Source organism: Croceicoccus gelatinilyticus (assembly GCF_018398395.1).
Lineage (GTDB): Bacteria > Pseudomonadota > Alphaproteobacteria > Sphingomonadales > Sphingomonadaceae > Croceicoccus > Croceicoccus gelatinilyticus.
In genome coordinates this window covers 1-25537 of the sequence record NZ_JAHCBF010000007.1, presented here as the reverse complement: position 1 = coordinate 25537, position 25537 = coordinate 1, and the positions used below count along the sequence as shown (strand labels likewise).

The following is a 25537-nucleotide window of genomic DNA, read 5'->3' as shown; positions in this document are numbered from 1 at the left end:
ATATATTCCCGTATCCCTCGAGCCGGCCGTCAAAGTCGCGATCTTCAGGCCGACGCATTCGCGCGCGATGCCGCCATTTGCATGAGACGGCGTTCGAATTCCAGCTTTCTCTTCAGCAACCGCTGCTGTTCGGCGTAGGCTCCTTCCGGATCCTCGGCAAAACGCGCGGTCGCCTCGGCAAGGGCGGTCTCGATTGCGGGCCTTTCGACCAGCAGCTCGATCGCCTGTACCAGTTCTCTCGTGGCCTCGTGCTCCTCTGCGTGATCGGACAAGAAGGCAAATTTCATGCCGCCGATCGATTCCCTGTCGGGTAGGGCCAGTCCACGTCCCTGCAATATGGACGTAACTTCACCCGTTTCAAGCGGCTGCGAATCGATTTCCGCCGCAAATTTTCGGGTTTCCGCCGCTTCGAGCATGGCGTCGAGCACGCGGGCCTGCACGGCATCGTCTGGATGCAACGTGGCAAGGCGGTCGCTCTCGTCTCCGATCACGCCTGGATGACGGCACAAACCGACCAGAAGCGCGGTGATCAGGCGGTTGCGAGCCGATGCCGGGGTTAGCTGTTTGAGACGGCCTGAAGGCGGCTCTGTGCCAAAGCGATTGGGGAAGGGCGGACGGCCCTTCTGGAATGATCCGCGCTGAAAATTCGAACGTTGTTCGCGTGGCGGAAACGCGAACTCGCCATAGCGGTCCAGCAGTTCGCGGCGATAGAGCGAGCGGATGTCAGGATGCTGGATCGTCTCGGTATGTTCGATGAGCCGCGCCTTCAGCCCCGCCTTGTCCTCGGGCGTGCGCAGCGGCTGAGCATCGCGTTCGAACCGCCAGATCGCGTCGAGCAGCGTTTCACCCTTGGCCAGCAGCTTTTCCATAGCCTGCGGTCCGTCGCGGCGGATGAGGTCGTCGGGGTCCATCTTCTCGGGCAAGGTTACGATCGAGAGCGAATGCCCCGGCTTCAGCATCGGCAGAGCCCGCGCAATCCCGCGCAGCGCCGCGCGCTGGCCCGCGCTGTCGCCGTCGAAGCAAAGCGTCGGCACGGGCACGAGCCGCCAGATCAGTTCAAGCTGGTTCTCGGTCAGCGCAGTGCCCATCGGCGCGACCGCTTCGCCCATGCCCGCGCCAGCAAGCGCGATCACGTCCATATAGCCTTCGACCACGACTATTCGGTCCGTCTGTCGCGAGGCGGCGGCGGCGCGGTGCAGGTTGTAGAGCGTGCGGCCCTTGTCGAAGACCGGCGTATCCGGACTGTTGAGGTATTTCGGCGCATTCGGCACATCGGCAAGGATGCGCCCGCCAAATGCTATCACGCGGCCCCTGCGGTCCTGAATGGGCAGCATGAGACGGCCACGGAACCGGTCATACGGATCCTTGCCCTCGACATCAATCAGCAGCCCCGCCTCGATCAGCATCTCTTTCGGAAAGCCCGAGAGCGCCTTGGCAATTGCCCCGCGGTCGTCGGGGGCATAGCCGAACCCGAATTCGCGGATCGCCGCCGCCGATATGCCGCGCTTGTCCAGATAGGCGCGCGCCTGCGTGCCTGCGGGCGAGGCGAGGTTGTCGACGAACCACGCCTGCGCCGCCGCCATCACGTCATGCAGCGATGCGCGCTGTTCCGCCGCCTTGGCCATCCGCGGGTCGGGGGCGGGGACTTCCATCCCCGCTTCCGCCGCCAGTTCCTTTACCGCGTCCATGAAGGGCATTCCCCGCTGGTCGGTCATCCAGCGGATGGCATCGCCATGCGCGCCGCAGCCGAAGCAGTGGTAGAAGCCCTTTTCGTCGTTGACGGTAAAGCTTGGCGTCTTCTCGTTATGGAAGGGGCAGCAAGCCTTGAACTCGCGCCCCGCCTTGGTCAGCCGCGTGGTACGACCGATCACGCCCGAAAGCGTGATGCGGCTACGCAGTTCGTCCAGCCATTGGGGTGAGAGCGCCATCTCTCCCGGATATTACGAAAGAGACGCCTTAACCAGTCCGCTGGCCTTGCTCATGTCGAGCTGTGCACCGTGGCGTGCCTTCAGCTCGGCCATGACCTTGCCCATGTCCTTCATGCCGGTCGCGCCCACCTCGGCCTTGATCGCCTCGATCGCGGCCTTGGTGTCTTCCTCGCTCATCTGCTGGGGGAGGAATTCCTCGATGATCTTCATCTCGGCTTCTTCGACCGCGGCCAGTTCCTCGCGGCCGCCCTGGCGATACATCTCGATCGATTCGCGGCGCTGCTTGGCCATCTTCTGCAGGACCTCGATCACCATCGCGTCGTCGTCCGGCTTGTTCTCCGCAGTGCGAAGCTCGATGTCGCGGTCCTTGATCTTGGCGAGGATCAGGCGAACGGCGGCAAGGCGCTCCTTGTCCTTTGCCTTCATGGCATCGATCTGGGCGGCCTTCAGGTCATCGCGAAGCATGTGTCAGGGTCTTTCGGTCTAATGCGGTGGATTGAGGCGCCGATAGCGAAAAGAAACCCGCCCGACCACCTTGACGGTACAGTTGCACACCTCTAGCGACCGAGCCTTAGCACGCATCGCTGTATTCTAAGATAACGGAGCGCCTTTTTATGGCCGACGCCGCACCTTCGCACGCGCCTCAACCAAAGGGAGCAACGGCCGTTATCGTCTTTGCCGATGGCCACGTGGCCTGGGGTCGCGGTTTCGGCGCCACTGGCGAGGCTGTGGGCGAGCTTTGCTTCAACACGTCAATGACCGGCTATCAGGAAGTGATGACCGACCCGTCCTACGCGGGACAGTTCGTCTGCTTCACCTTCCCGCATATCGGCAACGTGGGCACCAACCCCGAAGACGTCGAAGGGCTTTGCGATTCGGCGCTGGGCTGTGTCGTTCGCGAGGACGTGACCGACCCGTCGAACTTCCGCTCGATGGGAGATCTGCCGCAGTGGATGGCGGACAAGGGCAAGATCGGCATTGCCGGGCTCGACACCCGCGCGCTGACCCGCCGCATCCGCATCCAGGGCGCGCCCAACGTGGTGATCGCGCACGACCCCGATGGCAATTTCGACCTGAAGGCGCTCCACGCCAAGGCGCAGGAATGGCCGGGTCTGGAAGGGATGGACCTTGCCAAGACCGTGGCGCGTTCGTGCCATCAGGACTGGACCGGCGGTCACTGGACGCTGGGCGAGGGCTATGACCAGCCGGGCGCAGAAGGCCGCCCGCATGTCGTGGCGATGGACTTCGGTGCAAAGGACAACATCTTCCGCAATCTCGTGAAGGCGGGCGCGAAAGTGACCGTGGTGCCGGCAGAGGCGAGCTTTGACGACATCATGGCGCTGAAGCCCGATGGCGTGTTCCTGTCGAACGGCCCCGGCGATCCGGCGGCGACGGGCGAATATGCGGTGCCGGTGATCAAGCAGCTTCTGGATGCGGACGTGCCGCTGTTCGGCATCTGCCTCGGCCACCAGATGCTGGCACTGGCTGCTGGCGCCAAGACCGCCAAGATGTTTCAGGGCCACCGCGGCGCGAACCACCCGGTCCAGCGCGTCGGCGGCGTCTGGGGCGAGACCGAGGGGCTGGTCGAGATCACCAGCATGAACCACGGCTTCGCAGTCGACGGCGACACGCTGCCCGACAACGTGATCGAGACGCACAAGTCGCTGTTCGACGGCACCAACTGCGGCATCGCGATCAAGGACAAGAAGGCGTTCGGCGTGCAGTACCACCCCGAAGCGTCGCCGGGACCGCAGGACAGTTTCTACCTGTTCGAGAAGTTCGTGAGCGAGCTGGGTTGATGCTCAGAATTTGGATTGCCCTAATTCTCGTGACTGTCGGAGGGGCGTGTTCGTTCGGGGCGCAGGCCAAGTCTCCAGTTGCCGAAGACATTAGCCCTCGGCAACTTTACGTTGCTTGCTCTCTTATGCTCGCGAAAGAACAGCTAGCCGAAGCGCAAATTGGTGATCAATATAAGCCGATTTCGCCGGTAGCTTGTGCTTGGGTGGGCCTTCAAGCAGCGGCTGCTTCCGAAGGCGACAGTCCAATTTTCACTTATTGCGCTGTGGGCGACCTCGCATACGATAGCGATCCCCCCACTGCTATGGCGCGCGCATTCATTCAATATTTTGAGAGCCATGGCGAAGAATTGCAGGGCCAGATGGGCTTAACTGCATTTGCTAAAGCTCTTCTGCACACTTGGCCTTGTGAGAATTAAATGCCCAAACGCACTGACATCTCGTCCATCCTCATCATCGGCGCAGGCCCGATCATTATCGGGCAGGCGTGCGAGTTCGACTATTCGGGCACGCAGGCGGTCAAGGCGCTGAAGGAAGAGGGCTACCGGGTCATCCTGGTGAACTCCAACCCCGCCACGATCATGACCGATCCGGAAATGGCTGACGCCACTTATGTCGAGCCGATCACTCCCGAATTCGTCGAGCGCGTTATCGCGAAGGAACGCCCCGATGCGCTGCTGCCCACGATGGGCGGTCAGACCGCGCTCAACACCGCGCTCAAGCTTTTCGAGAACGGAACGCTTGAAAAGTACGGCGTGAAGATGATCGGCGCGGATGCCGATGCCATCGACAAGGCCGAAAACCGCCAGCGGTTCCGCAAGGCGATGGACGCGATCGGGCTGGAATCGGCACGCTCGGGCGTTGCCAACACGGTTGAAGAAGCGTTCGCCGTCCTCGAACACACGGGTCTGCCCTCGATCATCCGTCCGTCCTTCACGTTGGGCGGCACCGGAGGCGGTATCGCCTACAACAAGGCCGAGTTCGAGAAGATTGTCCGCGAAGGCCTTGAAGCCAGCCCGACCACCGAAGTCCTCATCGAGGAATCGCTGTTGGGGTGGAAAGAGTACGAGATGGAAGTCGTCCGCGACCGCAAGGACAACTGCATCATCATCTGCTCGATCGAGAACGTGGACCCGATGGGCGTCCACACCGGCGATTCCATCACCGTCGCGCCAGCCCTGACACTGACCGACAAGGAATACCAGATCATGCGCACCGCGTCGCTGAACGTGCTGCGCGAAATCGGCGTGGAAACAGGTGGTTCGAACGTACAGTTCGCAGTGAATCCCGCCGATGGCCGCCTGATCGTGATCGAGATGAACCCGCGCGTGTCGCGGTCCTCGGCGCTGGCATCGAAGGCCACCGGCTTTCCCATCGCGCGCGTCGCGGCGAAGCTGGCCGTGGGCTACACTCTGGACGAGATCACGAACGAGATCACCGGCGCAACGCCCGCCAGCTTCGAACCGACGATCGACTATGTCGTGACGAAAATCCCGCGCTTCGCGTTCGAGAAGTTCAAGGGGTCACAGAACAAGCTGTCGACCGCTATGAAGTCGGTCGGCGAAGTCATGGCCATCGGCCGCAATATGAAGGAATCGCTGCAGAAGGCCCTGCGCGGTCTGGAAACGGGCCTCGACGGCTTCAACCGCGTCGAGGAACTGGAAGGCGCGTCGAAGGACGTGCTGACCGCGCGCCTGTCCGAACGTACGCCCGAGCGGCTGCTGATCGTGGCACAGGCCTTCCGCGAAGGCATGACGCAGGACGAGATCCACGCCGTCACCCAGTACGACCCGTGGTTCCTCGACCATATCCGCCAGATCATCGAGGAAGAGACCCGCATCATTCAGAACGGCGTTCCCGGCGATGCCGAGGGTCTCCGCCGCCTGAAGGCCATGGGCTTTTCCGACAAGCGCCTAGCCACGCTGGCGGTCCGTTCGATCGGCGTTGCCGGCGGCATGGGCGAAACGCAGGCGAAGCGTTCGGGGCTGCTGCACGACACGCTGAAGGCGATGGCCGGCGGCACCTCGGAAGAGGAAATCCGCAAGCTGCGTCACAAGCTGGGCGTGCGCCCGGTGTTCAAGCGCATCGACAGCTGCGCCGCCGAGTTCGAGGCAATCACGCCCTACATGTACTCGACCTACGAAGCCCCGCTGTTCGGCGAGGCCGAGAACGAGGCCGACCCGTCGCCGCGTAACAAGGTCGTCATCCTTGGCGGCGGTCCGAACCGCATCGGGCAGGGGATCGAGTTCGACTACTGCTGCTGCCACGCGTGCTTCGCGCTGGAGGATGCAGGGTTCGAAACCATCATGGTCAACTGCAATCCTGAGACAGTGTCGACCGACTATGACACGTCGGACCGCCTCTATTTCGAGCCGCTGACCGCAGAAGACGTGCTGGAAATCCTCGCCGTCGAAATGTCGAACGGCACGCTGGCCGGTGTCATCGTCCAGTTCGGCGGGCAGACCCCGCTGAAGCTGGCGGCGGACCTTGAAAAGGCGGGCATCCCGATCCTCGGTACGTCGCCCGACGCGATCGACCTTGCCGAAGACCGCGAACGCTTTGCCAAGCTGGTCAACAAGCTCGGCCTCAAGCAGCCCGCCAATGGCATCGCCCGCAGCCAGGAAGAGGCTCGCGGCATCGCGGCACAGATCGGCTATCCGGTCCTCATCCGTCCGTCCTACGTCCTTGGCGGCCGAGCGATGGAGATCGTGGATAGCGAAGCGCAGCTTGACGAGTACATGCAAACTGCCGTGCGCGTGTCGGGTGACAGCCCGGTCCTGATCGACCAGTACTTGCGCGATGCCGTGGAATGCGACGTCGACGCGCTTTGCGACGGCACCGATGTCGTCGTTGCCGGCGTGATGCAGCACATCGAGGAGGCAGGCGTGCACTCGGGCGACAGCGCCTGCACCCTGCCGCCCTACAGCCTGTCCGACGACATCATCGAGGAGATGGAGCGTCAGGCCGACGCTCTGGCCCGTGCCCTGAAGGTCGTGGGCCTCATGAACATCCAGTTCGCGATCAAGGACGGCGAGGTCTACCTGATCGAAGTGAACCCGCGTGCATCGCGCACCGTGCCCTTTGTCGCCAAGGCCATCGGCGATCCGATCGCCAAGATCGCCGCGCGCGTCATGGCGGGCGAGAAGCTGGCCGACCTGCCCAAGATCAAGCGCAAGGTCGACCACATCGCGGTCAAGGAAGCCGTCTTCCCGTTCAGCCGGTTCCCCGGCACGGACCCGGTGCTCAGCCCCGAAATGAAGTCCACTGGCGAAGTCATGGGCATCGATACCGACTTCACTGCGGCCTTCATCAAGAGCCAGCTTGGTGCAGGCGCGCTTCTGCCCGAAGGCGGCGTGTTGTTCGTATCGGTCAAAGACAGCGACAAGGACCACATCCTGCCCGCGGTGAAAAAGCTGGAAGCCAACGGCTTTTCCATCATCGCCACCGGCGGCACGCAGCGCTTTCTTGCCGAGAACGGTGTGAACGTCGAACGCGTGAACAAGGTTGCCGAAGGGCGCCCGCACATCGTGGACCGGATCATCGACGGCGACGTCTCGCTGATCTTCAACACGACCGAAGGTTGGCAGAGCCTCAAGGACTCCGCATCGATCCGTCAGGCCGCTTTGGAAGCGAAGGTGGCGATCTACACGACAGCGGCCGCAGCAGTCGTCGCAGCCGATGCCATTGCGGCACAACGTGGCGGCACGCTTGAAGTGCGTTCGCTTCAATCCTATTATGGCTGACTGATCGGATTTCCCTCACACGTTCAGGTTACCCGGACGCCGACTTCTTGACGAAGGGGCGAAGGGGTCACCTGTCCCGGGGAAATCCATTGCGACTGGAAGAACAGGGAAAGAAATGGCGAGTATCGAAAAAGTCCCGATGCTGGCGGAAGGCTATGAAAAGCTGACTGCGGATCTCAAGGAGCTGCGCCTGGAGCGTCCCCGCGTAGTGGACGCGATCGAGGAAGCCCGCGCCCATGGCGATCTTTCCGAAAACGCCGAATATCACGCCGCCAAGGAACGCCAGGGCCAGATCGAAGCATCGATCGCCGATCTTGAGGACAAGATCAGCCGCGCGCAGATCATCGATCCGGCTTCGCTTTCGGGCGACAAGATCGTCTTCGGCGCGACCGTCACCCTGCTCGACGATGATGACAAGCCGGTGAAATATCAGATCGTCGGCCAGACCGAAGCGGACGCCAAGAAGGGCCGGATCAGCTACAACAGCCCGCTGGCCCGCGCTCTCATCGGCAAGAAAGTCGGTGACGAGATCGAGGTCACGGTGCCGTCGGGCGACCGTTTCTACCTCGTCGACAAGATCGAGTTTATCTGATCTTTCAAAGAAGGCGCTGGTACCAAGCCACGTCCAGCCAGCGCCCGAACTTGCAACCCACCTCGCGGTATATACCGACAGGGGCGAAGCCCACCGCCTCGTGCAGGGCGACACTAGCTGTGTTGGGAAGCGCTATGCCTGCAAAGGCCGCGTGATAACCGGCTTCTTTCGCCACCTGCAAAAGGTGGGTGTATAACGCCTGGCCAACACCCGTGCGGTGGGCGGATTGGTCCACATAAGCGGTGACATCGACAGATGTCCGATATGCCGATCGGGTGCGATGCGGGCCGGCATAGGCATATCCAGCGATCGCGCCGTCGGTCTCCGCTACGAGATAGGGATAGTCGGGTAGCAGCCCGTCAATTCGCGCCGCTATTTCGTCGGGCGTTGGTACGACCTCCTCGAAAGAGATGGTCGTACCCGCGACATAAGGCGCGTAGATCGCGGCAATCTGTGATGCGTCCGCCCTTGATGCAGGCCGGATCTGCACGATCAGTCGTCAGCCAGGCCCGGTTCAAGCAGCTTGTGGAGGTGCACGATGACGTACTTCATCTCGGCATCGTCCACGGTGCGCTGGGCGTTCGAGCGCCATGCCTCTTCAGCGCTGGCATAGTCGGGGAAGACACCGACGAGGTGAACCGACGGCAGGTCGGCGAATTCGAGCGAACGCGGGTCGGTGACCCGGCCACCCATCACAAGATGCAGCTTCTGCGTCATGAGAAGGGGTTCCATTCCAGTTGAGGGAGAAGACCGCCCCACCCTTGAAGCGGCCTCTTGCGCGACCCCTTAAAGAAAAATCGGCCCGGCGCAAGGGATGCACCGGGCCGACGTTCGTCTAATTCTCGTAGAGCGGGCAGATCAGCGCTTGATCTTTCCGGCCAGCGACTGGGCCTGCGAGGCGGTTGCTTCGCCCGCGCGCTTTACGCTGGCAAGCACCGACGTGCCGGCATCTGCCGCGCTGTCGGCGAACGATTCACCGGCAGACGCAAAACTTTCACCGATCTCGCCCAGCTTTTCCTGGCTCGCTTCGGCGGCATCTTCGGCCATCGAAAGCATACGAGCACCATAGGTCGCAGCGAGTTCGGCGACGAGACCGCCAAGCGCCAGCGTGCCGCTGCGCAGCTTGCGGCTCGGCTTGCCGGGCAGGGCGTAAGCGATGGCGACACCGGCGGCAATTGCACCGCCAATGGCGATGGCCGGGTGATCCTTCACGAACTGCTTGGCCGTACCTGCTGCTGCCTTGGTCTGCTCTGCCGCCTTGGCGCGGGCAGGGGCGGTGCGTTCGGCGATACGCTTCTGCGCGGCCGCAACACGGTCGGACAGGCTCTGCGTTTCAGGTTCGGGATTGCTCGCGTCGATGTTCAGCGGGATGGCCGGGCTGTCGTTGGCGGGCGTCGGATCGGTGTCGGTCACGAAATTGGTCCTTCCATTCGGAATGTTATTGTTTGCGCCCGCGAAAAGAACAGGCCTTTGCAAAATCAATGCAGCGAAAGGCCTGTGGTTCCGAGGGGGAAGGGCCTTCGCCTATTCTGCGCCTTCTTTTTCCGCTTCCGGTGCAGTTTCACTTTCGTCTTCAGCCTGTTCGCTGCCGAAAATGCTGCCTGCAAACGCCATCAGCGGTTTGCGGAACAGCAGCGCGGTCACGGCCAGCGCGCCAAGACCGGTAAGAGCCTTGTTGCGATTGGCGGCATCGGCGGCTTCTTCGGCCAAGTAACGTCCATCCTCGCTGATGCGCGTGGCGACGCGTTTGCCCAGTGAAGCGGCATCCAGATCGGCGCGAACGAGATCTTTCTGCGTATCGAAAACACCGCGCGCGGTGTTGCGAAGGCGCTTGGCCTCGATAACTTCGGCCTCGGTCATGCCTCTTCCTCTGTGCTCAGCACGGCTTTCATGCGGTTCAGGCGAGATTTGCCTTTCGACACGAAGATCAGCGCAACCAGCAAGAGCGCGCCGACAACGACTGCGGTCGAGCCCCAGTAAGTGATGATCTGCCCAAGCGCGAGGATCAGGCCGAAAACCAAACCCATGACCGCGAAAAACGCCAGCACGCCCGCGATCGCGAACGATATGGCAACGTTTTTGCCCTCGTTCGCGCCGTAGATGGCGCGCTTCTTGTGAAAGTCGATCTCTGCCTCGGCAAGAAGGCGCCCGTCACTGACGAGCGCCTTGATGTCTTCGGCCAGCGACCTTTCGGTCGCCAGGTCCGCACTGTCCGAGGCGTCGGACTCGTAGCGGGTGCTATCCAGCATTGCCCCCTTCCGTTCCTGTCAGGAACTTACTTGGAGCGGAAAAGGCGTGCGAGCAGGAAGCCTGCACCAACCGCAACGGCGACTGCCGTGCCCGGGCTCTTGCGAACGACTTCGCGTGCGTCTTCGCCCAGTTCGGGAAGGCTCTTGGCGTCCAGCTTGGCAGCGCCGTTTTCCAGGCTGCGTGCAGCCGAACGGGCATAGTCGCCATACTTCACGCCGAGCTTTTCATCGATCGTGCCGGCATTGTCGGTCGCGAAACGGCCCAGCGAAACCATCGCCTCGCTCGTCTTCGCCTTGGTCTCGAGTGCGAGTTCGGTCGCCTTGGCCTTCGCCTGCTCGCCATAAGCAGCAGCGTCGCCCTTCAGCTGTTCGCCCTTTTCACCAGCGCGGCCCTTGTAGCCGTCAGCCTTTTCCTTGGCGTCTGCCTTGAAAGCGTCAGCCTTTTCCACGGCTTCGGCCTTGAGAGCAGCAGCACCGGCCTTTGCCTCGTCGAGCGCCTTCGAAAAGCGGCTCTTGGCTTCGGCGCGGTTCGAATTCACCGGCGTTTCCGGCGTGGTGGGTTCGATCGGTTCGGCCATCGTTTCCATCTTTCTTCCTTAATCCACCCGAGTATCGGGCGGCCCCTTCATGATATGTGGCGGGCAGCCGTGCGGCTCCCCCGTTTACCTGACCAACGAGTGTTGCCAGCGATTGTTCCGCCATCTATCGGCTGCGAGCGTATCACATGCAGGCGCGCGATGCGCGTGCCGTCTCTATCAAGTCAGGAAGGTGCCCGAACATGACCGCCATCATCGACATCCATGGCCGCGAAATCCTCGATTCCCGCGGCAATCCGACGGTGGAAGTGGACGTCCTGCTCGAAGACGGCTCGATGGGCCGCGCAGCCGTTCCCTCGGGCGCATCGACCGGCGCGCACGAAGCCGTCGAACTGCGCGACGGCGACAAGACCCGCTACATGGGCAAGGGCGTACTCAAGGCCGTCGACGCCGTGAATGACGAGATTTCCGAGGTACTTCTGGGCCTCGACGCCGAAGACCAGCGCGACATCGACCTTGCCATGATCGCTCTCGACGGGACCGAGAACAAGGCCCGCCTCGGCGCGAATGCGATCCTCGGCACGTCGATGGCCGTCGCCAAGGCTGCGGCAGCTGCGCGCGGCCTGCCGCTTTACAGCTATATCGGCGGCGTTTCGGCCCATGTCCTTCCCGTACCGATGATGAACATCATCAATGGCGGCGAACATGCCGACAACCCGATCGATTTCCAGGAATTCATGGTCATGCCGGTCGGCGCCGAATCGCTGGCCGACGCGGTCCGCTGGGGCGCGGAAATCTTCCACACACTGAAGAAGGGCCTTTCGGACAAGGGCCTGTCGACCGCAGTAGGCGATGAAGGCGGCTTTGCCCCGAACCTTGCCAGCACGCGCGACGCGCTCGACTTCATCATGCAGTCGATCGAAAAGGCCGGCTTCAAGCCCGGTGACGACATCGCGCTCGCACTCGACTGCGCCAGCACCGAGTTCTTTGCCGATGGCCGCTATGACATCGCGGGCGAGGGGCTTTCGCTGACCGGTGAGGAAATGGCCGACTACTTGGCAGACCTGTGCGCCAACTACCCGATCAAGTCGATCGAGGACGGCATGGCCGAAGACGACTTCGACGGCTGGAAGGCGCTGACCGACAAGATCGGCGACAAGGTCCAGCTGGTTGGCGACGACCTGTTCGTCACCAACCCCAAGCGCCTGAACATGGGCATTGGCGATGGCCTTGCGAATTCGCTGCTGGTCAAGGTCAACCAGATCGGCACGCTGACCGAAACGCTGGAGGCGGTCTCGATCGCACAGCGCAATGGCTACACCGCCGTCATGTCGCACCGTTCGGGTGAAACCGAAGACAGCACGATCGCCGACCTCGCCGTCGCCACCAACTGCGGCCAGATCAAGACCGGCTCGCTTGCGCGTTCGGACCGGCTTGCCAAGTACAACCAGCTGATCCGCATCGAGGAAGAGCTGGGCGCATCGGCCTTCTATGCAGGGTCCAGCGCATTCGGTCGTCTGGCCTGAGGCCAGCACACGTTCAGAATGAAACGCGTCTAAATCCGGCGCGTTCAGATATTTGCGAAGCGTGGCAAGGTTCCGTAAAAGGGCCCTTGCCACGTTTTTGCCATAATGAAAGTCGGGTCCCGCCTTGCGCCACGCAATCCTAGCTGCTTCCGCCCTGATGGCGGTGTCGTTCGGGGTGCTGGCCGCGTGCTCGTCATCTGACGACAGCGGCTATGTCGCGACGCAGGGCACTGGTGTGGGCATCGATGTCGAGGCGATGGACAAGGCGATCCCGCCCGGCGACGACTTCTACCTCTATGCCAACGGCGGATGGCTGCAATATGCCGAAGTGCCCGAGGACCAGCCCTACGCCAGCAGGCGCGATGCGGCGGCAAGCCTGCTCGAAACGCGGCTGCTCGCCATCCTTCAGGAACTGGCCAACAGCCCGCAGCCCAATGGCAGCGGTGAGGCTCAGCTTCGCGAGTTCTACCGCGCTTTCATGAACCGCGCCGGCATCGAACGGGCAGGGCGTGACATCGTGGCCGACGACGTTGCCCGCTTTGCCGATATCGAAACGCCTGAAGATCTTGCTCGCGCGATTGGAGAGAACGTACGCAGCGATGCGAACCCGCTGCTCGCCAAGGACGAGCGCAGTGACGGGCTGTTCTCGGTCGCCGTCATGGCGGGGCCCGATGGGCAAACGCAAATCCCATACCTTTTCGCTGGCGGCCTCGGCCTGCCTCAGGTGGACGACTACGATTCCTCGCGAACTCGCGCGTCCTACCGCATCTATGTCGCGCGGGTACTCGGCTGGGCAGGGCTCAACGGTGCGGCGTCGCGGGCCCGCGAAGTCGTGGAGCTGGAGCGTAAGCTCGCAGCAACGCAAATCGGTGCATCCGATACCGTAACGTGGAGCCGCGACGATCTGACCAGCCAGGCGCCGGGCATGGACTGGGACGCTTTCCTTGCCGGGGCCGGACTGAACAAGGCAGCGCAGATCGCGGTGCAGCCGTCAGGGGCGGTGCAGGCAGCCTCGGCGCTGGTGGTCTCGGAGCCGATCGAGGTCTGGCGCGACTGGCTGCTGTTCCACCGGCTGAACCGTCAGGCAGGGTTGCTGCCCAAGGCCGTGTCCGACGCGCAATTCCAGTTCTACGAGCGTGACCTGCGCGGCATTCGCGGGCGCCCTTCGCGTGAGAGCGAGGCCGTGGCGCGGGCCTCGGCGCTCTATCCCGACGTTCTCGGGCGGCTTTACGTCGAGCGTTATGTCGATGAAGCGCAGGTCAAGGACGTGCAGCAGATCGCAGAGGCCGTGCGCGGCGCGCTGGCACAGGCGGTCCGCGACAGCGATGGGATCGACGAAGCGACCAGCGAAGTTCTGCTGCAAAGGTTGGAGGCAGTTCGTGTCTCGGTCGGCCATCCAGAGACGATCACGCCCGTAAAGCGGCGCGAACTCGAACTCGATGGCGCTTACGCCATTGCGCAGGAAGCAGACCGCGCGCTCTATCTTCAACAGGCCTCGCGTACCGGAACCGCCGCCAAGGCGGGCGAATGGTGGCTTGCCCCACACGAGGCCAGCGTGCTGACGCTGCCGCAACAATCGTCGATCCAGATCAGCGCGGCGTTCATCCAGCCCCCGATCTACAACGCGACGTCTGACGCGGCAGCCAACTTTGGCGGCATTGGTTCGATCATCGGGCGCGAAATGGCGCGAGTGCTGGACCTGCCGAGAGGTGAGGCCAAGGCATCAGCCGATCTTGCAGGTTTGCAGGCTGCATTCGGCGCCTATCGCCGCTCGCTCGGCGGGAAAGAGCCTGCCGTGATTGAGGGGTTCACCGGCGACCAGCGGTTCTTCATCGCCTGGGCGCAGATGTGGGGCACCAAGTATCCCGAAGGCAGCAGCCTCGATCGGCGCCGGGCGCAGGATGCCCTGCAGGCCCGGGCAAATCTGGTCGACAATATCGATGCCTGGTACCGCGCCTTCGACGTGCAGCCGGGGGCGCGGATGTACCAGTCAGCCGAAGACCGGCTGACCGCCTTTTAAGCCACGAACCGCGACTGCAGGTCGAGCAGGGCGAGGGCGGCCTTCGCCGCTTCGCCGCCCTTGTCCTTCTGCGTCGGATCGGCACGGACAAGCGCCTGTGCCTCGTTCTCGACAGTCAGGATGCCGTTACCGATGGCAACGCCGTCCATGGTCAGCGCCAGGATACCGCGCGCGCTTTCGCCTGCGACGATCTCGAAGTGATAGGTCTCGCCCCGGATCACGACGCCAATGGCGACATAACCGTCATACTGGCCGCTTTCCGAAGCCAGCGCGATCGCGCCCGGCAGTTCGAGAGCGCCCGGAACGGTCAGGACGTCGACGGAGTGCCCCTCGGCCTCCAGCGCCGCGCGGGCACCGGACACGAGCATATCGTTGAGATGATCGTAGAAGCGGGCTTCCACGATGAGAAAGCGGGCCATGTCGGTCTCCGTTGGATCAGTCGATCGGACGTTCGCCGGCGATCGAAAGGCCGTAACCTTCCAGCGCGACGAGCGAGTGATGCGTGTTGGTGAGCAGGATCATTTCATGCACACCCAGTTCGGTAAGGACCTGCGCCCCTACGCCGTAGTCGCGCAGTTCGTCCATGTCGGGCGCGGACTTTGCCCCCGAATGAAGATCGAGGACGGTCGACCAGAGCCGCTTGCGATGGCGGTTGATGATAACGACGACACCGGCGCCTTCCTCTGCGATCTGCTTCATGGCACGCGCCATGAGGCCAGAGCGCGGACCTTCTTCGCCCAACGTGTCGCTGAAGATGTCGAGCGTGTGCATCCGAACCAGCGTCGGCTTTTCAGGGCCGATGTGGCCGAGCGAAAGCGCCAACGTCTCGTCACCCGTCGCGGTGTTGTAATAGGCCCGCGCCGTCCAGGTACCACCGTACTGGCTCTCGAAACGGGTTTCGGAACGCAGTTCGACGATATGGTCGTGCTTGCGGCGATAGGCGATAAGATCGCGGATCGTACCGATCTTGAGCTCGTGACGACGCGCGAACGTGATCAGGTCATCCATGCGGGCCATCGTGCCATCGTCATTCATGATCTCGCAGATCACGCCCGACGGATTGAGACCGGCAAGGCGCGAGATATCGACCGCCGCCTCGGTATGACCGGCGCGGACCAGCACGCCGCCATTACGGGCGACGAGCGGGAAAACGTGGCCGGGTGTAACGATGTCGTCCGCGCCCTTGGAGGAATCGATCGCCACGCTGATCGTGCGGGCACGGTCGCCGGCACTGATGCCGGTGGTGACGCCTTCACGTGCCTCGATCGAGGTGGTGAAAGCCGTTTCGTGCCGCGTGCGGTTGTTGCGGCTCATCAGTTCGAGGCCGAGATCCTCGACCCGCGCCTTGCCGAGCGCGAGGCAGATCAGGCCGCGGCCGTGCGTTGCCATGAAGTTGATCGCCGACGGCGTCGCCATCTGGGCCGGGATGACCAGGTCGCCTTCGTTCTCGCGGTCCTCGTCATCGACCAGGATGAACATCCGGCCATTGCGCGCTTCGTCGATTATCTCTTCCGGCGTCGCGAGGACGGGGCGATCGTCGTTGTCGCGCAGGAACGCATCGAGCTTGGCTAGTGTCTCGGACGTGGGGTTCCAGCTGACCTCCGTACAATCCCGTAGTGAGTTGGGATGGAGGCCTGCTGCGCGTGCAATGGCGGAACGCGACATCGTGCCCTGTGCAACGAGGGCCCTGATTCGCTCTTGAGTCGGGGTGGTTGTGGTCTGCATGCGGGGCACTTCGCACATTATAATGTGCTTGGCAAATCAGATCACATTGGGATGTGATCGATAGGTGGATAGGCCAATGGGATCAGGCCGCAAAGCCGCAGAAATGCAGGATTTCCAGAGCTTGAATGCCTCAACGAAAAAGGCCCCGCCGTTAGGCGAGGCCTTTGTTAATTCGGTTCGTGGATCCTCAGACCCAGCGTTCGAACCAGTTCAATGCCCAGTCCCACATGTGTTTGGCCTCCGTTCTTGAGGCTTACACGTTAACCACATTTTTTAAGGTTAATAAAGGGTTAATTTTCGAGGCTCTTCTACGGCCTGCTTTCCAAGCATCTGGATGAACTGTGTCAACAACTGGGGTTTGCCCAGCAAATACCCTTGCCCGATCTCGCATCCGAGCTCGAGCATCGTGCTGCGATCTTCCTCGGTCTCGATCCCTTCAACGACAAGACGCATGTCGGCCATGCTGGTCGTTTTCTCCAGCGCACCTATAACCATGCGCGCCCGGTCGCTATGCTGGGAAAGGACGACGAAGCTGCGGTCAATCTTGACCTCGTCACAGGGCAGGGCGACCAGAAGCGAGAGGTTTGCTTCGCCTGTACCGAAATCGTCGAGTGCGATATGATACCCGATCGAGCGCAGCTTCTCGAGATTGCGGGCCGCCCTTTCGATGTCGGGTGTACGGGCCGTTTCGGTAATTTCGATCGTGATGGATGATGGCCGGCCGCCGCCTGCAAGGATGTTCTCGTGCGCGAACGTCACGAAATCATCGTCTGCCACGAGCGTCGCGGAGACATTCACACTGACGCGGATGCCGGTGGAGATAATCCTGTCGGCAGCACGTGCAGCAAGACGCAAGGTATGTGCCGTCAGCGGCTTGAGACGACCAGCTCGTTCGATCTGCGGGATGAACTGCGACGGGCTGATAACCCCGCGTTCGGGATGACGCCAGCGGACCAGCGCCTCTACGCCTACGATACGTTCGTCCGACAGGCGACACTGGGGCTGAAAGGCGAGATAGATCTGCTCGCGCTCAATGGCGTCACCAAGCGAGGCAAGGAGCGAGAGCTGCCAATTGGCGTCGAAGCCTTCCTGTTCGCTAACATAGGAAATGTGCGTGGGGCGCGAGGCAGCACGATCGGCCGCGACGATCGTGGCGCTGATTGCCTGGCGCGGCTTTTCAATCGTGCAGTCGAGGAGACCGAACGCACAGTTGAAGTCCAGCGTGCGATCACCCGTCACGATCGGCGCGCTGGTAAGGGCGAGCAACCCTGCGACGTGGCTCTTTGCGTGTTCCAGTTCATCGAACCACGCAAAGTGGCCCGTGGTATCGGTGTAGATCTGTGTCGTTCCGCCAACCGCAAGTCGCGATGCGATCTGCTTTACAAAGTCGGCATGGTGCGCAGTTTCAAGGCTGGCGAGGATTTCCTCGTAGTTCTCGACTTTGGCGATGATCAGGCGTCCCTTGGAGGCAGCGAAATCATCCTCGAGCGAGTGGAAATTGGGAAGACCGGAAAGGCGTTCGACACCTGCCGCACGCTCACGCATGCTGGAGCGTAGACGCAGGGCGCCGTAGACCAAAATGACGCAAAGGCCTGAGCCGGAATTGATGATCGGTCCGAAAGGCGCGACAAAAAGTGGAATCGCGATCATGAGGCCTGTCGTCGCGGCGTATGTCTTGCGCCTCAGCCCACGCGGCAACAAGGCCGCGATATAAAGCATGATTATCGCGAAAAAGAAGGCGATTTCCGTTGGAACGCGAAAAGGAACGCCGTTGATCAGCGTTTCTGCGGCGATCAGATCGACGAAAATCAGCGGAACGCGCCAGTCTTTCGGGACAAGGGCCGTGCGTTCCAAAGAGGTGATAGAAGCGATCACCACCCTCTTGCCGCGCAATTGTGCCGACAAAGCAGATCGGCCGGAAAAGTCATCGACTGAATAGACTTTCAGATCCGATGCGCGATGACGATAATCGATCGGGAATACGCCGGGGATGTAGTCCACCCCGGCGATCGCGGCACTAAAAGACTTCCACCGCTTGTCAGCGACCGTGATCGGTGACTCTCCCTCGCGGACGAAGCCAGTCATCAAGACACGATTTGCCTGGGCGGTTTCATGAACCGCAGGAAACGAAGCCCGGCGATCGACACGGACGCCGATGGAGTTTTCATCCGCCGTATAGGCAAGAGGCCAGCCAATGGTCACCGGTGCGGATGCAGCGGCGATCGATTTGGCGAGGTCGGGAATACCTGGGTCGGATTCGACGAACCGTCCTTCGATAAAAATCGCATCGGCACCAGCATTCGAGGCGATCCGCACCGCTTGTGCCTGTCGCTCGGCAATCGATTCATCCGTGAAATTTTGCCCGCTTCCGGTGTCGATCAAAACGATCTGTCCCGAGAGTGGCTGCGCCATCAAGGCCGCACCGAACCAACGCGGCGCGTGGTCGATCAACAGGTTCAGGGCAGCGAAGCCGAGCACGAACGCGGCAAGCGCGCTCGCGGCGAGCTGGTACAGGCGTACAAGCTCCTGCGAGGAGGCGCGGCGCGCGGAAAAAAGGCGGAGCCCGAACTTCACGCGCGTAGATGTAACGGGAAGTGGTTAACTTTTCGCTGCAAAACTTACGAGGAGCCTCCTCGTAGCAATGCCCGTTAAATGGTTAACGCCGCGCTTAGACTGTTCCGGGCCGCGATTTCAGCTCGACGCCGGCTCTACGGCCGCTTCGCTCTTAACTTCCGTAGCGGCATCATCATCATCGGCATCGTCTGCTGCCGGGGCGGCGACGGAGATTTCGACACGGCGGTTCTTGGCGCGGCCTTCTTCGTCAGGCGTGCCGTCGAGCTTGGCATTGGGAGCGATCGCCAGCATCTCGCCCATCGGGATGATCTTGATGCGATCTGGGTCCGTGCCAGCTTCCTCGAGGACTTCGGCAACCGCCTCGGCCCGGCGTTTGGAGGCGCGAAGATTGGCTTCGTCGTGCCCTGAACTGTCGGTATGGCCCCAAATCAGGATCGCGCCGCCAAGCTTGTACTGTTCGGATTCAAGGACAGTCTGGATGGCTTCCTGCGCCTCTTCGGACAAGTCAAAGCCGCCTTCGGCAAAAGGCACGGTCTGTTCGAACGGTTCTGTCGGCAGCAGATCCTCGACAATCGGGTTCGGCGTTTCCCTCAGGATAGAGATCGGGCTCTCGCTCGCTTCGGGTGAGGGCGTTTCGGTCGGTTCGGGTTCAGGCTCTGGCTCTTCAGCCCGGTTGCACCCCGCGAGAAACAGGGCCGGTACCGCCACGACCAGAGCCAGTTTGCCAGCATCTTTCATCAGGTTCGCTGTTGTTTTCATGCCGGTTTTGCCTCTGCCTTGGATTGGCCGCGTGCCTTCTTCTCCTTGCGGGCCTGGACACGTTGCATGTCCGGCTCTTCAGGTGGGGAATAGGATACGACGTAGTCGCCTGCGACGGGGCTGGGCCGTGCGGCGTGGGTGAAGAAGCGCAGCGCGCCGCTGGCCTTCACGACCATCAGGAAGTCCGCCTCATCGGGAAGGGCGGCGCGGGCGGCTTCGAAATCGAATTGTTCGGACAGGCGCGTCTTGCGGAATTCCCAGCCAGCCTGTTGGCGGCGGTGCATTTCGTTCATGTCGACGCCCGACTGGAACAGCGCGCGGCCGCGGATTGAGGGCGGCAACGAACGCGGATCGTCGTGGTGACCGGCTTCGCCCAGCTGATAAACCGCATCGCGGCCGATTTCGGGCGCAAATTCGTTACAGACGAGCGCGTTGTAAGCCTCGTTCTCGGTCGCGGCGACAAGCGTCTGGAATTGCGAAAGATCGAGTGAATGTTCGGTCGCTTCGGCAAGGATTTCGCCGTGATATGTGGGCAAACCCTGCTGACGCGCACCCGACAGGCGCCACCAGCTGGTGTCGGCAATCGTCACCGGTACTTCCATCTGCTTCAATTCCCGGGCCAGCGCGATGGACCACGGCGTTGCGCCGACAAGAAGAATGCCGGGCGTGGTTGAGCCGGTCAGTCCCAGCCACCGCGATACGGGCGCAATGGTAAAGCCATGCGCGACGATGGTGACGACGCAGACGGCAAAGGACAGGCTGATCAGGATCGTACCGTCACCATAGCCAAGGTCTGACAGGCGCAATGCGAACAGGCCGGAAATGGCGACCGCAACGATACCGCGCGGCGCGATCCAGGCGACGAAGATACGCTCTTTCCACGGGATCGAGCTGAACGCGAGGCTGAGCAGGACCGTAAGCGGGCGCACGACAAAGAGGATGGCGATGAGGAACAGCGTGAACTGCCATTCCAGCGCGCGTAGCGTGTCAAAGTTGAGTGAGGCCGAAAGCAGGATGAAGATGCCGGAAACCAGCATCACCGCGATGTTCTGTTTGAACGGGTGAATGTCGCGCAGGGAATCGACGTTCATGTTGGCCAGCGCGATGCCCATCAGCGTAACGGCGACGAGGCCGGTTTCCTGCTGGATCGAGTTCGAAATGACGAACAGCCCGATCACCGTGACGAGCAGGACCGGCGCTTTCAGGAATTCCGGCACGAACCCGCGCGGAAAGCTCCACGCGATCATCCAGGCCGCTGCATAGCCAAGGACGGCGGCGGCAATCGTTGCAAAGGCCATCTGCGGCAGGACTTCGGCAAGGCCTGCACCGTTGGCCGATGCGCGGAAATATTCATAGGCGATGACGGCGCACATCGCGCCGAAGGGGTCGTTGACGATCGCTTCCCACTTGAGGATCGCGGCAGGCCGCTGCGCAACGCTGGACTGGCGTAAGAGCGGCAAGATCACGGTCGGGCCCGTGACGACGAGGATGCCTGCAAACAGGATGGAGACCGGCCAGACCAGACCTGCGATATAGTAGCAGGCCAGTGACCCTGCGAACCAGGCGATCGGCACGCCGAATATGACGAGACGCCAGACCGCGCTGCCCGTCTTGCGTAATTCCCGGAAATCGAGACTGAGCCCGCCTTCGAACAGGATGATTGCAACGCCGATGGAGATCATCGGTTCGAGCAGTTCGCCGAATGCGTGATGGGGATCCATGATCCCGGTGATGGGACCAGCGGCAAAGCCTGCGACGAGCATCAGCACGATGGCCGGCCAACCGGTCCGCCAGGCAATCCATTGAGCGCCGATGCCGAGCACGCCGACCAGCGCGATTACGAGAGCCTGTTCTTCCATTACCCCTCAGATGCTGCCACGCGGCGGCCCAAGGTGCAATCGCGCCTGCGGGGCCTGTGCCCAAGGTAAATGACGAGACCCCTTAGAGTTCCCGACCAAATTGAAGATCAGTGCGATGTGGAGCCCGAAGTCATGAAGGCATAATGCTGAAGCAAGCCTTCAAGATCGTCGTGCCCCTCGCGTCCCATGAAAGTGGCAAGCGTCTGAAACATCGCCTCGACCTTTTCGCGCGCATCGGTTGCTTCGGCGGGGAGGCTGTTCTGTTCCAGAAGGTAGACGATCGAATCGCCGAGCGCGGCAATGATGGTTTCATAGGTGCTCGGGGTCATGATCTTCACGTCGTATTCTCTTCGCAGGCTCTGTGTGCAACGCAGCATGCGCTAACCTGCGAGGAGTCCGGCGAACATCGTTCGCACCCGCATTGATACTTTCGTATCATTGGCGGCGAGAGCAGCTGCGGATGCAACGAGGCATTCTGCCGACGAGGCAAGAAACCGGGCTAAACATCGATGAATGTTGAAAAAATGGTGGACGCACTAGGGCTCGAACCTAGGACCCGCTGATTAAGAGTTATAGGACGGAGCATCCGGCGGGGTCCGATTGCATCCATAAAGCGTTGTATTTCAATGATAGATGGTCCGGCATCATCCGGCGCTATCCGATAGTATTTGCACGATTCTGTTACCCGGGGTAACACTTTGCATGACCCGCTGACCGTTGGCGGGCATTTCTGCGAGGCAGGTAACATCGTGGGTAACATTACACTGACCGACACGCGCGTGAAAGCGATCAAGGCACCCGAGACGGGCCGGATCGAGGTTCCCGACGACAAGGTGCAGGGCTTGCGGGTCCGGGTATCAAGCAAGGGCACGAAAACCTTTGTCCTACGCAAGCGGCAGGGTGCGAAGGTCCATAACCTGACCTTGGGGACCTATGGCCCCCGGTTCGGGCTGGCCGAGGCACGGCGCAAGGCGCGGACCTATCTGAACGACCTGGAGGCAGGGAAAGGCGCACCGCCCCCTGCGAAGCGGGCACGGGCCAAGGGCGGGACCTTCCGCCAATTGATCCCCGTTTATCTCGACGGCAAACGGGACCTGCGATCGCATGGCGAGATCAAGCGCATCATGGACGGCTATGTCATGCCCGAACTTGGCGACCGCTTCGCTGATACCGTGACGCGGGGCGAGATAACCGAACTGATCGACAACATCGCCACGACCGCCCCGACGATGGCCCGCGCGGTCCATGCGCAGCTATCGGCTTTTTATACATGGGCTATGCCGAGGCTCGACAAGCTGGAAGCGAACCCGTGCCGCGATGCAGGACGACCCCCGAAGCCGAAAGCGCGCGACCGGGTGCTGACCGAGGCGGAACTGAAAGCCTTGTGGGGCGTGGCCGAGGATGAACCGAACCCATGGGGACCGGGCCTAAAGTTGCTGATGCTGACCGGCGCGCGCCGCGACGAGGTTTTCAGCGCGGATCGTGACGAGTTCGACCTGAACGCCGCCGAATGGACGATACCGGCGGGCCGGGCAAAGAATGATGTTGTGCATATTCTCCCACTGCCTGCCGTGGCGAAAACCATTGTCGAGGCGATCCCCGAGGTCGAGGGCAGCGGAAAGCTGTTCCCGACGCGGACGAGGGCGGGGCAGGCTGATCGCGGCCCTAGCGGTTTCAGCAAGGCGCAGGCGCGGTTCCGGGCCAAGCTGGACGAAAACCTAGAACGCGAGGACGGGCCGCATTGGACCTTGCATGATATACGGCGAACCGTCGCGACCGGCCTGCAACGGCTAGGGGTCCGCTACGAGGTCACAGAGGCGGTTCTGAATCACGTATCAGGTGCGCGGGGCGGCATCGCTGGCGTTTATCAGCGCCACGACTGGAAGGACGAGAAGCGGGCCGCACTGGAAGCATGGGCGAACGAATTAGACCGGATCGTGCGCGGGACTGAAACGACTAATGTGGTGGCGCTTCATGGCTGAAAGCAAACGCGATCCATCCATCGGCAAGGAATGGCTGGCTTGGTATGCGTTGAACGGGGACGAGCCTTTGGAATTTGTCGGAGAATACCTCATGGATGCACTGCCCATATTGGGCGGATACATAGCGAAATCACGACAAAATATGTCCCAAGAAGATGAGGCATTCCTTTCTGGCCTTCATCTTGTCCTGATTGGTTTGGCGGGTGCCGTGAATGGTGACGGAAGTGTTCCTTATAAATTGACGCGCGCGAAGCGTGGCAAGCCGATAAATAAGCATGATCGCGCCCTGAACGGTCATCGGGCCGCTGCAATTGTCGAATCTCTAGTTGCGCTGAACATTAAACAGGAGGCTGCTGTTGCCCAAGCGACAGAGGAAACTGGAATGAGTCGGGCAGAGATATTCACTTGGCTAAAACATCGCCGAGACTGGTCTGACCCCGAATGGCGCGCGAACTTCGTTCAAACCTTGCTCGAAAAGCATCGGGCAAAGGACATCTAACCGAATTACCAAGACTGCAATATTGCTGACACCCGGCTAGATGCCGCTAATTAATCATGTCGTCCAATAAACAGCGAGGGACGACATGACGACACTTCTCCGCCTTGATGCCGTTAAGGAGCGCACCGCCCTTAGCCGCTCCCACATCTACGAGTTGCTCGAACGCGGCGAATTTCCGCGCCCCGTGAAGCTTTCCGGCCGCATCAATGCTTGGCCCGACAATGAGATCGACGGGTGGATCAAAGCCCGCATCGCGGAGCGGGAGGCGGCCTGATGGAAAGGAAAAACCCCCGCGCCGGGCAGGGCGCGAGGGCTGGAATGTCCATTGCGGCGGACACCCCCAGCCATACCCGAAACCGCCCGAAAATCCAAGCAAATGCAGCCATGCGGCAGCGCCTTTCGCTGCTGATCGGCCTGCCCGAGTTCGGGAGGTTTCGCCATGCGACACGCACCTGAAATCTACATCGCGCCGCTGCTGGCATCGCGCCAGTCTTTCGAGCGCATGACCGAGGAAATCGGCAATCTCTACCAAGCCATGATCGGCACCCTAGACCTGCTGGACGGCGACCCCGACTGGGAGGACGACGACCCAGCCGAGGACGACGATCCGCGCGAAACCGCATGGATCGAATGGGAAAGGATGCCACCTTCCATGAAGGGCATTCGCAATGTCACCGGCGGCGACCATGAGGATGCCGAGGACGACGATCCTAAAGAGGACGATTGTTCCGACAAGGCGGTGGACGATGACCCCTGCGATCCCGAATCCGACTACGGGATATGAGAACATGGCGGGGCTCTTTGCCACATGGCAGCCGCGTTATGCGGAGGCAGGCATCGCGACCTTTCCGGTTCGTGACAAGCGCCCGGCGGTAAAAGGTTATCTCAAAGCGGGGCTGAAAGCATCGGAGCAATTCAGGGGCAAGTTCCCCGGCGATGATGCTTTCGGCTTCGCCTGCCGTCCTAATCGCATCACGGTTCTGGACGTGGACGCGCCGGACGAACGCCTACTGCGCGATGCCATAGACGAGTTCGGGCCGACCCCGATCATCGTGCGCAGCGGGTCCGGCAACTTCCAAGCATGGTATCGCCATGGCGGGGAAAGGCGGGCCGTTCGTCCCGACCCTGCCCGGCCTATCGACATTCTGGGCGACGGGTTCGTGGTGGCCCCGCCATCGCGCGGCGCGAAAGGTGCCTACGAGCTGATCCAAGGCTCGCTAGATGACCTTGCGGACCTTCCCGTCATGCGCGGCAAGCCGTTGCCGCGTCAGAATGTCGCACCTATCAATGACGACCTGATCGGCAAGGGGCAGCGCAATGTTGCCTTGTGGCGGGCATGTATGACCGAGGCGCGGAACAGCCGCACCATCGAGGACCTGATGACCTTCGCGTCATCATTCAATGACTCGGGAATGATCGAACCGCTGCCCGATACCGAGGTTCTAGGCGTTGTCGCAAGCGCCTGGACGAAAACCCAAGCGGGTGAAAACTGGTTCGGGGCAGGGCAGCGCCTTGTCCTGACCTTCGATGACATAGACCGCATGGTGCAGCACCCCGACGCATTCGCCCTTCTGGCCTACCTGCGCCGCATGAACGGACACCGCGAAACCTTCGTGGCCGCAAATGAAATGGCCAATCACATGCCGGGCGAACCGTGGCCGCTGCGGCGGTTTAGAGCGGTTTCCACACGAACTGACTCGAGGGGGATTCCCATTTCGGCTGCGTTGTGATTCAGACTTCCTGCTGGTG

At 61.7% G+C, this 25537-nt stretch carries 25 protein-coding genes; 11 read left to right on the top strand and 14 right to left on the bottom strand.

The genetic code is table 11. The features are described from left to right. Positions 1-44: 44 nt before the first annotated feature. Positions 45-1928 (bottom strand): DNA primase, encoded by a 1884-nt coding sequence (dnaG, locus tag KIH45_RS14725; RefSeq protein ID WP_213176804.1) that lies wholly within the window; start codon positions 1926-1928, stop codon positions 45-47. 12 nt (positions 1929-1940) lie between these two features. Then, entirely contained in the window at positions 1941-2393 is a 453-nt protein-coding gene (locus KIH45_RS14720; RefSeq protein ID WP_213176803.1) for a GatB/YqeY domain-containing protein, read from the bottom strand. Between the two features lie 149 nt (positions 2394-2542). Here KIH45_RS14720 and carA point away from each other — a divergent pair, with 149 nt between their 5' ends. From carA to greA, 4 genes are all read left to right on the top strand, one after another. Continuing rightward, positions 2543-3727, top strand: coding sequence for a glutamine-hydrolyzing carbamoyl-phosphate synthase small subunit (gene carA / locus KIH45_RS14715; RefSeq protein WP_213176802.1), 1185 nt, complete (start codon positions 2543-2545; stop codon positions 3725-3727). A gap of 125 nt (positions 3728-3852) precedes the next feature. Further along, on the top strand, positions 3853-4143 hold the full coding sequence (locus tag KIH45_RS14710) for a hypothetical protein (protein WP_213176801.1): 291 nt from the start codon (positions 3853-3855) through the stop codon (positions 4141-4143). Next, positions 4144-7467, top strand: coding sequence for a carbamoyl-phosphate synthase large subunit (gene carB, locus KIH45_RS14705; protein ID WP_213176800.1), 3324 nt, complete (start codon positions 4144-4146; stop codon positions 7465-7467). 115 nt (positions 7468-7582) lie between these two features. Further along, a complete protein-coding gene (gene greA / locus KIH45_RS14700) occupies positions 7583-8059 on the top strand; it encodes a transcription elongation factor GreA (protein ID WP_213176799.1) in 477 nt (158 codons plus the stop codon). A 4-nt stretch (positions 8060-8063) separates the two neighbouring features. Here greA and KIH45_RS14695 read toward each other — a convergent pair whose 3' ends face one another. From KIH45_RS14695 to KIH45_RS14670, 6 genes are all read right to left on the bottom strand, one after another. Further along, positions 8064-8549 carry an arsinothricin resistance N-acetyltransferase ArsN1 family B gene (locus tag KIH45_RS14695; protein ID WP_337925492.1) on the bottom strand — a complete coding sequence of 162 codons (486 nt, stop codon included), beginning with the start codon at positions 8547-8549 and terminating at the stop codon, positions 8064-8066. A gap of 2 nt (positions 8550-8551) precedes the next feature. Further along, the gene (locus KIH45_RS14690; protein WP_213176798.1) at positions 8552-8776 is read right to left on the bottom strand and encodes a DUF4170 domain-containing protein; all 225 of its coding nucleotides are present in this window, start codon (positions 8774-8776) and stop codon (positions 8552-8554) included. Between the two features lie 141 nt (positions 8777-8917). Continuing rightward, positions 8918-9472 (bottom strand): hypothetical protein, encoded by a 555-nt coding sequence (locus KIH45_RS14685; RefSeq protein ID WP_213176797.1) that lies wholly within the window; start codon positions 9470-9472, stop codon positions 8918-8920. 111 nt (positions 9473-9583) lie between these two features. After that, positions 9584-9919, bottom strand: a complete 336-nt coding sequence (locus tag KIH45_RS14680) for a hypothetical protein (protein WP_213176796.1) — start codon at positions 9917-9919, stop codon at positions 9584-9586. Then, a complete protein-coding gene (locus tag KIH45_RS14675) occupies positions 9916-10308 on the bottom strand; it encodes a phage holin family protein (RefSeq protein WP_213176795.1) in 393 nt (130 codons plus the stop codon). The genes KIH45_RS14680 and KIH45_RS14675 overlap by 4 nt, the downstream gene beginning before the upstream one ends. Positions 10309-10334: 26 nt before the next feature. After that, positions 10335-10895, bottom strand: coding sequence for a hypothetical protein (locus tag KIH45_RS14670; RefSeq protein ID WP_225899957.1), 561 nt, complete (start codon positions 10893-10895; stop codon positions 10335-10337). 191 nt (positions 10896-11086) lie between these two features. On the opposite strand from KIH45_RS14670, the gene eno reads away from it, so the two are divergent. Both eno and KIH45_RS14660 read left to right on the top strand, forming a co-directional pair. Beyond that, entirely contained in the window at positions 11087-12370 is a 1284-nt protein-coding gene (gene eno / locus KIH45_RS14665; RefSeq protein WP_213176794.1) for a phosphopyruvate hydratase, read from the top strand. 124 nt (positions 12371-12494) lie between these two features. After that, a complete protein-coding gene (locus tag KIH45_RS14660; protein WP_213176793.1) occupies positions 12495-14390 on the top strand; it encodes a M13-type metalloendopeptidase in 1896 nt (631 codons plus the stop codon). Here KIH45_RS14660 and ribH read toward each other — a convergent pair. From ribH to KIH45_RS14630, 6 genes are all read right to left on the bottom strand, one after another. After that, on the bottom strand, positions 14387-14809 hold the full coding sequence (gene ribH, locus KIH45_RS14655; RefSeq protein ID WP_213176792.1) for a 6,7-dimethyl-8-ribityllumazine synthase: 423 nt from the start codon (positions 14807-14809) through the stop codon (positions 14387-14389). The genes KIH45_RS14660 and ribH overlap by 4 nt on opposite strands. A 16-nt stretch (positions 14810-14825) precedes the next feature. Further along, positions 14826-16115: a 3,4-dihydroxy-2-butanone-4-phosphate synthase gene (gene ribB, locus KIH45_RS14650; protein WP_213176791.1), complete on the bottom strand. Its 1290-nt coding sequence runs from the start codon at positions 16113-16115 to the stop codon at positions 14826-14828. 279 nt (positions 16116-16394) lie between these two features. Further along, positions 16395-18689, bottom strand: a complete 2295-nt coding sequence (locus KIH45_RS19485) for an EAL domain-containing protein (RefSeq protein ID WP_213176790.1) — start codon at positions 18687-18689, stop codon at positions 16395-16397. Positions 18690-18806: 117 nt separating this feature from the next. Further along, on the bottom strand, positions 18807-19448 hold the full coding sequence (locus KIH45_RS14640; RefSeq protein WP_213176789.1) for an OmpA family protein: 642 nt from the start codon (positions 19446-19448) through the stop codon (positions 18807-18809). Further along, positions 19445-21307 carry a cation:proton antiporter gene (locus KIH45_RS14635; protein ID WP_213176788.1) on the bottom strand — a complete coding sequence of 621 codons (1863 nt, stop codon included), beginning with the start codon at positions 21305-21307 and terminating at the stop codon, positions 19445-19447. Before KIH45_RS14635 ends, KIH45_RS14640 begins: the two co-directional genes overlap by 4 nt. 107 nt (positions 21308-21414) lie before the next feature. Then, positions 21415-21636, bottom strand: coding sequence for a hypothetical protein (locus KIH45_RS14630; RefSeq protein WP_213176787.1), 222 nt, complete (start codon positions 21634-21636; stop codon positions 21415-21417). Positions 21637-22005: 369 nt separating this feature from the next. Between KIH45_RS14630 and KIH45_RS14625 the strand changes: the two genes are divergently transcribed. The 5 genes from KIH45_RS14625 to KIH45_RS14605 all read left to right on the top strand — a co-directional run bounded on the left by KIH45_RS14625 (position 22006) and on the right by KIH45_RS14605 (position 25518). Then, entirely contained in the window at positions 22006-23289 is a 1284-nt protein-coding gene (locus KIH45_RS14625; RefSeq protein ID WP_213176786.1) for a tyrosine-type recombinase/integrase, read from the top strand. Next, positions 23282-23788, top strand: a complete 507-nt coding sequence (locus tag KIH45_RS14620) for a hypothetical protein (RefSeq protein ID WP_213176785.1) — start codon at positions 23282-23284, stop codon at positions 23786-23788. Before KIH45_RS14625 ends, KIH45_RS14620 begins: the two co-directional genes overlap by 8 nt. 85 nt (positions 23789-23873) lie before the next feature. Then, on the top strand, positions 23874-24062 hold the full coding sequence (locus KIH45_RS14615; protein ID WP_213176784.1) for a helix-turn-helix transcriptional regulator: 189 nt from the start codon (positions 23874-23876) through the stop codon (positions 24060-24062). A gap of 165 nt (positions 24063-24227) precedes the next feature. Beyond that, positions 24228-24572 (top strand): hypothetical protein, encoded by a 345-nt coding sequence (locus tag KIH45_RS14610; protein WP_213176783.1) that lies wholly within the window; start codon positions 24228-24230, stop codon positions 24570-24572. Continuing rightward, positions 24535-25518: a bifunctional DNA primase/polymerase gene (locus tag KIH45_RS14605; protein WP_213176782.1), complete on the top strand. Its 984-nt coding sequence runs from the start codon at positions 24535-24537 to the stop codon at positions 25516-25518. Before KIH45_RS14610 ends, KIH45_RS14605 begins: the two co-directional genes overlap by 38 nt. Positions 25519-25537 lie beyond the last annotated feature (19 nt).